This window comes from Aminobacter sp. J44, from assembly GCF_007829415.1.
In the GTDB taxonomy this organism is placed as follows: Bacteria; Pseudomonadota; Alphaproteobacteria; order Rhizobiales; family Rhizobiaceae; genus Aerobium.
The window spans coordinates 1-7,431 of sequence record NZ_VLJG01000072.1 but is presented as its reverse complement, the minus strand read 5'-3'; the positions used below and the strand labels follow the sequence as shown (position 1 = coordinate 7,431).

The window sequence follows — 7,431 nt, the reverse complement described above, 5'->3', positions numbered from 1 at the left end:
GGATGCGCGAGGCAGGCGATCTTGGCGAGGACGTGCGCGTGACCGTCGAGCGCGGCGAAAGAAACTTCGCCGCCGGGGATCGCGTCATGTTCCTGCCAGATGGCACTTCCAGCATAAATCGATCACCGTGCCCGTCTAACCAGCGAAGTGACGAAACCGATTTCCATTTCCCCTTCGACCCGCCGTTAGGTCGTCACTTCAAAACTGCACCCCGAGCTTGACCCCGAACGTGTGATCCTGGCTGTCGCCATCGGTGCCGAAGGCGGTGCGGTAGTCGAAGCCGAGGTTCCAGCTTTCGCCCAACTGGGCATCGAGACCGAGGCCGATTGTCAGGTGGTCGCGCGAGAAGCCGTCCACATTGAGCGTATAGGGCAGCGTACCGAGATCGGCGTAGCCGAGGCTGGCGCGGCTCGCCCCCTCGAAATCATGGGTGTATTCGAGCCGCCCACGCGGTGTGAGCACACCCCATTCCATGGGGATCGCGTATTGGAAACGCAAACCAAGCGTGCCAGAGAGTGTGTCGATGGTCTGTTGGCCATAGATGAGGTTCCACATGCCCGCGCCCGTCTCGGTGAAGGCGTCGAGCGTGGAGTGCGAGCCGGAAAGCCGACCATAGGGCGAGATCAGCAGGCCCTCATTGCGGAACTCGTAGCCGGCCGAGAGCGAGGCGAACAGTTGATCGCCGCCGCGGGAGCCGGTGGCGAATTCGCCGGTCGTCGTCACATAGCGCACGCTGTCAAAGGTCATGGTGCTGTAGCCGGCCAGGCCGTCGAGGAAGAAGCCGGGAACAGGACGGTAGCTGCCATAGGCTGCCAGCGAGAAGGCTTCGGCGCGGCTTTCCGTGTCGTTGCTACCAGCCTCCGTGACATCGCGCCCATAGCCGACGCCGAAGCCGGCGGTGAGCTGTGGTGTGAAGCGATAATCGACACCGGCGCTCACGCCGACCAGCGTATGGTCGAGATTGATCGCGCCATCGTCATTGGTGCCGAAACTAACAAAGCCGCCGCTCCAGAAGGCCGGATCGCCGAACAGATTCTCGACCGGGGTGGCTTGGGAAGCGCTACCGCTATCGGCTGCAGAGGATACGACCTGTCCGATGGCGTCAACGGCTGGATCATGCGGCGTGTCCTCATTCGGCGCGTAGGCGTTGGCGTTGTCGGTTGGCTGCTGGAGGGAGAGATTGACGCCGATGGAGTTGTTTCGCCGTTCACCCTCATTGTGAAGCTGTTCGAGCCTCCGGTTGAAATTGGTGATCTGGGTATTGGCGAAGCGTTTTGCCGTCTGCGTCTGCGCCCGCATCAGGCCGATGACTTCCGGATCAAGAGAAGGGTCGGGGCGGGCAATCACGGTGATGGTGACAGTCGCCGGTTCAGACGCGCCATCTGCATTAGACAGGGTGTAGGTAAGGCTGGCAGTTCCGGCAAAAGTGCCCGCAGCGGCAAAATGCAGGATATAGGCTCCGTTCTCGCGTTCGACCCAGGCGTCGCCGGCCTCGCTGGCAGGATGGGTGGCGATGGCAGCGCTGGTAAATGGACCTCCTGCCGCGCCTCGCGTCAGATCGAGCGTACCGCTGGTTCCGGCCATAACCTCAAGCGTGTGGTTTTGGGCGACGGGCAGGTTCTCCGCTTCGACTTTGAGCGTGGCCCTGGCGCTACCTTCGAATCCGTAAGCATCCGTCGCCCTGACGGCGAAAGCGAACTCGCCGCCTTCCGCGGGCGTGCCCGACAGGGTTCCATCGGCGGCGAGCGTCATGCCGTCCGGCAGGTCACCCGAGGCCAGATTGAAGGCATAGGGCTCGCTGCCGCCCGAGGCGGACAGCCGCACAGGTTCATATTCCATGTTCACCCTGCCGTCGGGCAGGCTCGGCACGGTGACGACGATTTCGGGGGCATCGACGGTGAGCGTGTATTCCCGTTCGCCAGTGAAGTCGTTGGCGTCAATTGCCGTCACCGTGAAGGTGAAGCTTCCGGCCTCCGTCGGTGTGCCGTACAGTTCGCCGCTCGCGTCGAGCGACAACCCTTCGGGCAGCGCACCGGCTGTCATCGCGAAACTATAGGGCGCTTTCCCGCCCTCGGCGGTGAAGGTCACTTCCTCATAGGGGGTACCAGCCGTGCCGCCTGGCAGGCTCGCAGGTCCCACGGCAATCTCGGGCGCAGCCTCGACCGTCAGAGTATAGGATTTGGTCCGAGAGTGACCGCGTTCGTTTCTGGCTTCCAAGGTGAAGCTGAAATCGCCCGTCTCGGTCGGGGCGCCTGCGAGAGTACCGTTTTCGTGCAGTTCGAGACCACTCGGCAGCGCACCGCTCACTATGGCAAACGCGAAATCCCAAAGCCCGCCTATCGCGGTGATTGTTTCGTCGTAGGATGTGTCCTCGCTCGCATTGGGCAAGGCGTCAGGGGATAAAGTGATTTCCTCAAAGATGAAGGACACCGCGCAGTCTGCCGTGACGGGATCGGTGTACCAGGCACTGCCCACGGGATGGATGCCGCATCCACTGGGTTGGCGATACGTCGCGCCGGCATCGGGAATGGGGTCCCAGAAGGATATTATTCGACCCTCGGAAACTTCCACGGGGCTGCTGATCGCTGTTTCCGGATCGTCATTGAAGGTGACCGATCCAACCTCGCCCCGACCGCTGGATGACCAGGACACCGTGTAGGTTGCGGCTTGGACATTGATTGTCGCCGTTGCCGGGGCACTGGTGCCGGCGGCGTTGGTCGCAGTGTAGGTGATCTTGTCCAGGCCTGAAAATCCGGCATCTGGTGTGTAAATGATTCCTGTGCCTGAAGCCGAGATAGTGGCACTGCCGTTGGACGGGCCAGAGACAACCTCCACAAACTGGACCTCGTAACCGTCAATGTCGAGGTTGACGAGATTGTTCGAGCTGTTGGCATCAACGGTCGTGGTCGTGTCGCCGACCGTCGGCGGCTCGGTTACCTTGACCGTGATGTTCAGCGTCGCGGTTGCGCAGGCGGGATCGCTTGTCTCGGCCGTTATGGTCGCGATCCCCGAACGATGGGTTGTCGCATCGCCGCCCACGGTGCTCAAGGAGAATATCTCCACGACGTCGGGATTGCTACTGGAAATGCTTGTGACCTTAAAGGGAAAAAGCCGCACATAGATGGTCGCGCCTACTGGCCACTCAACACTTCCTCCCGGAAGCGTCGGGCCACCATGCTCTTGAAGAAGGTGCCACTCACAGGCAGGGACCTGAGCCTTTGCCGGCATGGATAAGCCGAGACAGGCAAACAGGCCGAAAACCCCAATAAGCGCCCAAGCCCTGATCGCAGCAAACTGTGCCCGCGCCGGCATTGCGAGCCAACAAGTCGTATAGACGCCTCCCTTCCACATCACGCCCATCGAGATACTGCGATATCGGCTGTGGGCGCAACTGTCTAAACGTCTCAAATGACGTGGCAATTCGTATCACGCGAGACATTGCATTACGAAAGCGGAGAATTTGTATCAAATGGTCTATTAAAATCCATGTATATATTTACAGTTATTATATTCTGATCATAAATAATCCTTTAATCACGAAAATGCATTGAGACATTTTAACATTTATCTTGCGATTCCGCGCCTCACTCAAGAGCATTGGCATTCTGTATGTAATCTCGGTCCAGGTGGATCCTGCACCGCGCCCGAAGTCACGTTGCTTTGGAAGCCGGTCTCCCAAATTCAACCGGAGGTTACTATGCCAACAATTCGAGAAAATGTTGTAATTCTGAAAGCGGCCGAGATCGAATCGGTGACGGTCATTCCTGACTCAGCCGTTGTTTCGGTGGGGCAGCCATCCGACGGGGCTCCCCGAATAAACCATCATATGGACGTTATTTCGGTCCTTTTTAAAGCGGGTCGCCACAAAACTAGGGAAGTCGCCGAGAAATTCAACGACGTCACCGGCGGTAAAGGCCATGAGTACGCTCCGCAAGGCGGATCGGGCGGCACACCGCGCGAACTGAATTTTTTCTTCGGCATCCGCGTCAAATGGAAGTCTGGAGGCGAAACGGTTCTCTATCTCGGTCAAGGCAGCAATGGACCACGTAACAACTGGTGGATTGGCGCTCCACAGATCGAAGCCGGAGATTCTGCCAGGATCACCTTGCCGTCCGGTCAAGTGCTCAAAATTGAGGGCGCGTCGCCGGAGGAAGATCTCGGGGCGCCATTCGACATTCTCGACAAGGTCGTGCCTGACCAATTTAAAGGACTGGCCGATCTTATCGGCAAACCCTTGCTGAAGGAATTGTTCGGACAGGTCAATCTATTCCGGTTCTCTACATAGCAAGACAAGACAGCAGAACTGTTTCTCAGGTCGGCAGAACTCTGGTTCCAAATCATGCCGGGATGCATACGCCACCAGCTATCTAAAATCCGGCATGGCTTCGGTGTCGGGGGTATCTCCCCCGACGGAGACGGACGCTGGTGTTCCCTACAGGAGCGCGATTTAACATCTGCCTGAAGCACTTAGAGCTAACATTCGGTGGATAACCATGGTTTGTGTGCAATTGTTTGCGTATGAGGTCGATACGCATAATTCGGATAAGATGAACGAGATCATGGGGCGACAGGGTGCGGACCCAAACGAGATGTCCCAAGAGCAATATATTCACCTTCAGGCAAACCTTCAGGTCCGACTTATCCAAAGATATGCTCTTCCGATAATAGAAAGTCGGGCCGAGGTTCTCCCCGTATTTCTGGCCCCCGAATTCTTCTTCAAGTGGCATAGTGGAGAGCCGTATGAGCGCCCCGCCTTTTTAAACAGCCTGGAATATCTTGCCTCACTGAGCAGTGCTTTCCCGACTGTCCTATGGGCCCCTGGCACAGTCTGGTGGAAAGAGCCTTACATTCCTCAAAAAGAAGGTCCACAGGAGCCGAGAGACCACGCTATTGTACATAATTCAGCGCTTGTGTTTCACAATGGAAGGCTCCTGTGCAGTTGGCAGAAGGAGCGCCTCTCCGATATCGATGGCCTTCGCCGAGGTCCAGAGGTCTGGGACCGCTGGGACGATCACAGCAGACGCATCCTTGACGACACCCAGAGCCCTTTCTTTAGCGTTATCGATAGTCATGGCCGGCAGCTCTCGTGCGGAATTGAAGTTTGCCTGGATCACCGCTCTCTCCAGCCACAACGTGGTGAGCACCCCGATTTTGGTATCCTTCGTACCCGTTATTGTTCTCAATACGAGAACGGCGCTGGCGTCGATCTTCATATCCCGCTGCCGGCATGCCGCTACAACCCGAAAATATCGTTTCTCGTCGCGGCGGCGTGATCGTTCGATGCGATGGAGGCTCCGGGGCAAGTTCTCGATCGGAATGTCATCTTGTACGAAGGGGTGAAGGCAGTCCTGCCAGCGCACTACGGCAGTGGAGCCCGCAATTGGACCCAGCAGCGGTTGAGTATTGGGGAAAGGACCCAGACAACCGCCTCGCAATCTATGCTCCTGTCCGCCTCAACGAATAGCAAACCTGAGAAGCCAGAGGCAGCGCTGCAAAGAGACCGTCAAAATGTTTTGATGGTGCGCGCTTCGCCAGGACTCATGTTAAAACGAGTACGAAAGGCGCGATGGAACGTCCGCATGTCAGTAAAGCCGCTTTTCGCGGCGATCTCGCTGATGGGAACATGTAGCGGTGCGCTTCCCAGCATGCGTCGGGCGCGGGCCAACCGCATCTCACGGATTGTGTCGGCAATTGTCAGGCGATGATCGGCAAAGGCACGGTAGAGCGTGGCGCGGGAGGTTCCAAGCGCAAGAGCGATGCGGTTCGCGTCCAGATCGAAATGGGTAAAATGCCGCTCGATGTATCGCTGAGCAGCAACAAACAGCGCAGCCCGAGAAGGTTCCGATGCTTGGGACTTGTGAACGAACGCCAGCCCTTCCAGAGCAAACAGCGCCAACCGCAGGGTTTGATCGAACAGGAAACCACGCTCAAACCGCGCAAGGCCGTTCATATGGGCGGCGAAAAGCTTCATCTGATCTCGCAATACAGGTGCAAGACGAGACTTGCAAAGCGCCTGTGCCAGGGTACTTGCAGACGGCATTGCTCGGCCGAGCGCGGCTTCGACATTCTCGCGCCGTAACGACAGATGTACTCCCTCGTGCTCGTCCCACTCCACTTGTGAGGGCCTGGCTGAGTCATAAACAAAGAACTGACCTGGCTGTGCGAGGTAGCTCTCATCATCTTCAAGTCGATGGCGACGCTGACCGAACAGAACCATGCCGATCTCGATGCCGTCGTGCCCATCGGCACGACTTTGTTTCAGCGAGCGGCCACCCGAAACCTCATCGGAAACGTAATGGGCGAAATACGCGTCGTCGTTAAATGTGACGCTCGCTCTCGCCTGAAATCCAGTTTGCTTTTTGGGCCTGTTGGCATCAAAACCATACCAAACCATTTCACGCCAGAAGTCATATGCTTCGTGTGGAGGTTCCGCATCGGTAGAAATTTCCAGATAGGCCGGTTCGCGCGGCTGGCCATATGCTGGAGACCAGCGCCCCCTATCCGGCATCCAACCCCAGATATCCAGCGTCCAGTCCCAAATTACTTTGCTTTGCCTCTCCTCCCGCAAAGAACTTGCCCCCGATCATATTTAACTCGACCACTTTACCATCAAACTGGCAATGGACAAACCCGGCAAGGTGCAGGTGTGGCGGGTCCCATCCCCTGAAGTCAGCATGTCGGGCCCGCCATCGGTCACGCTCAATTCTGCTGCGGTTGAGTTTTGTGGTTCGAGCCTGACGAACGCTCCATCTCGAACGCCATCTTTCCGAGTTTCTTCCAGACGCCGCGCGCGCGTTCGCCACCCTCGCTGCTGAGCTTTTCGGCAATCCAGATCATCGCGCCGTAGATCGTGGCGCGGTCGTCATTGGTCAGGTCCACGATGCCCGCCTTGACGACGAGGCCACCGAGTTCGATCAGATGGCGCGTGCGCCTGCGGCGCTCGACCTGCCAGTGCCGCATGTCATGCCGCGCCCGTTGCGCCTGATGCCGGTTGCGCGCCGCCCAGTTGCGTTTGAGCGCCGCCGTTGTCGCGGTCAGCCGCTGGCGCAGATTGCCGCGACCTGCCTTGAAAGAACGCGGCACCGCGTTTCGCCCATGCCTCCCTCTTTCCGGTATCCTTGGCTTCCGCCAGCGCGACCAGTGCACCGGCCAGTTCATCGGCGGTGAGCGCATCGGCCCCGGTGGCGATCACCAGTTCGCCGAGTTGCTGCACCTTCCGGGTTTTAAGTTCCTTGGCCTTGTCTTCCAGCGCCTTCAGCTCCGCATCATAGTCTCTCGGTTTCCGCATGATGGTGTCCTTTCCCGGTCGCAAGTGGTTGATGCGGTAAGGATAGTTGCGCAGGCGACCGAACGCAGTATTGTTGCCGGGACGGTGTGGCACGGCCCGGTCCATCCCCAGATTTTTTCGAGGGAGGGCGCGCCTATACGTCG

The 7,431-nt window shown here is 58.2% G+C and carries 7 protein-coding genes; 2 read left to right on the top strand and 5 right to left on the bottom strand.

From position 1 onward, the window contains the following. The coding region (locus L610_RS20375; RefSeq protein WP_210246027.1) for a hypothetical protein at nt 1-221 on the top strand (221 nt) is incomplete at its 5' end. Here the strand turns inward: L610_RS20375 and L610_RS18610 are convergent. Beyond that, nucleotides 199-3,039 carry an autotransporter domain-containing protein gene (locus L610_RS18610; protein WP_246659060.1) on the bottom strand — a complete coding sequence of 947 codons (2,841 nt, stop codon included), beginning with the start codon at nt 3,037-3,039 and terminating at the stop codon, nt 199-201. The genes L610_RS20375 and L610_RS18610 overlap by 23 nt on opposite strands. A gap of 658 nt (nt 3,040-3,697) precedes the next feature. Here L610_RS18610 and L610_RS18605 point away from each other — a divergent pair. Beyond that, nucleotides 3,698-4,285 (top strand): hypothetical protein, encoded by a 588-nt coding sequence (locus L610_RS18605; protein WP_024849961.1) that lies wholly within the window; start codon nt 3,698-3,700, stop codon nt 4,283-4,285. Between the two features lie 616 nt (nt 4,286-4,901). Here L610_RS18605 and L610_RS18600 read toward each other — a convergent pair. The 4 genes from L610_RS18600 to L610_RS18585 all read right to left on the bottom strand — a co-directional run bounded on the left by L610_RS18600 (nt 4,902) and on the right by L610_RS18585 (nt 7,288). Beyond that, on the bottom strand, nt 4,902-5,213 hold the full coding sequence (locus L610_RS18600; protein WP_024850033.1) for a hypothetical protein: 312 nt from the start codon (nt 5,211-5,213) through the stop codon (nt 4,902-4,904). A gap of 290 nt (nt 5,214-5,503) precedes the next feature. Beyond that, nucleotides 5,504-6,568 carry a helix-turn-helix domain-containing protein gene (locus L610_RS18595; RefSeq protein WP_144706897.1) on the bottom strand — a complete coding sequence of 355 codons (1,065 nt, stop codon included), beginning with the start codon at nt 6,566-6,568 and terminating at the stop codon, nt 5,504-5,506. Nucleotides 6,569-6,699: 131 nt separating this feature from the next. Next, on the bottom strand, nt 6,700-6,960 hold the full coding sequence (locus tag L610_RS18590) for a conjugal transfer protein TraD (RefSeq protein ID WP_034331208.1): 261 nt from the start codon (nt 6,958-6,960) through the stop codon (nt 6,700-6,702). A 1-nt stretch (nt 6,961) separates the two neighbouring features. Further along, complete coding sequence (locus tag L610_RS18585; protein ID WP_024850035.1) at nt 6,962-7,288, bottom strand: conjugal transfer protein TraD; 327 nt, start codon at nt 7,286-7,288, stop codon at nt 6,962-6,964. Between the last annotated feature and the right edge of the window lie 143 nt (nt 7,289-7,431).